Annotated in this window: 1 protein-coding gene; it reads left to right on the forward strand. The window is 45.7% G+C overall.

Annotated elements, in window-relative coordinates; translation table 11 throughout:
* Positions 1–133 precede the first annotated feature (133 nt).
* Positions 134–616, forward strand: a complete 483-nt coding sequence (locus GHC57_RS19175) for a mediator of RNA polymerase II transcription subunit 4 (protein ID WP_153347270.1) — start codon at positions 134–136, stop codon at positions 614–616.
* Positions 617–650 lie beyond the last annotated feature (34 nt).

The raw sequence follows: 650 nt of genomic DNA on the forward strand, positions 1-650 counted from the left end.
CCCGTGCAATCCTGGCATGCATCGCCGGACTTATCTCGCCCAAACAACCAGCATGCATATCTAACGCAAACTGAGCCAAAAATTTAGAGATGGTGTATGGGTAAATCACAGATGGAATCCAAGCAACGATAAATTGAAAGTAGCCTTAGATGATTTTTCTGATTATTGTGACAAAAATCAAATGATTATTAAATCAGTTGTTCCTCTGACGCGCGCACAGGCTCATCAATACTCCATTGCTGACACTTACTTCGCGAGCGGCCCTAATTCCGCTGGGGGATGGGGATACGGCCTCGGATACGGATGGGGCATTTCCATGATTGTTGGTTTTGCAGCCCTTCTGCAGCGGGAAGAGGAGATTTCTGACGAAGAGTATCAAAAAAGAATGCATCAGCTTGAGGAGCAAAAGGCGAGAGAAGAAAAAATTGCAGCCCTTAAAAAAGAGCAGGCAGTTATTGAATCGGAAATTCAGGATAAAGCCAATTTTATTGAGGCTTCAGAATGTTATTCCAGCGCTGCTGTAGAAGAAAGGAAGGGCATAGTTGGTGGGGTAAAGTTCATCGTATCTGGAGAAAAGGCTTATCCCTTTGCTTCCGGCGCGATCAACATATCGTAGGAGATTGGGCCTTTGGTGGTGGCGATGCCCAGGA

The sequence above is a fragment of the Roseospira navarrensis genome (assembly GCF_009601025.1).
GTDB lineage: Bacteria > Pseudomonadota > Alphaproteobacteria > Rhodospirillales > Rhodospirillaceae > Rhodospira > Rhodospira navarrensis.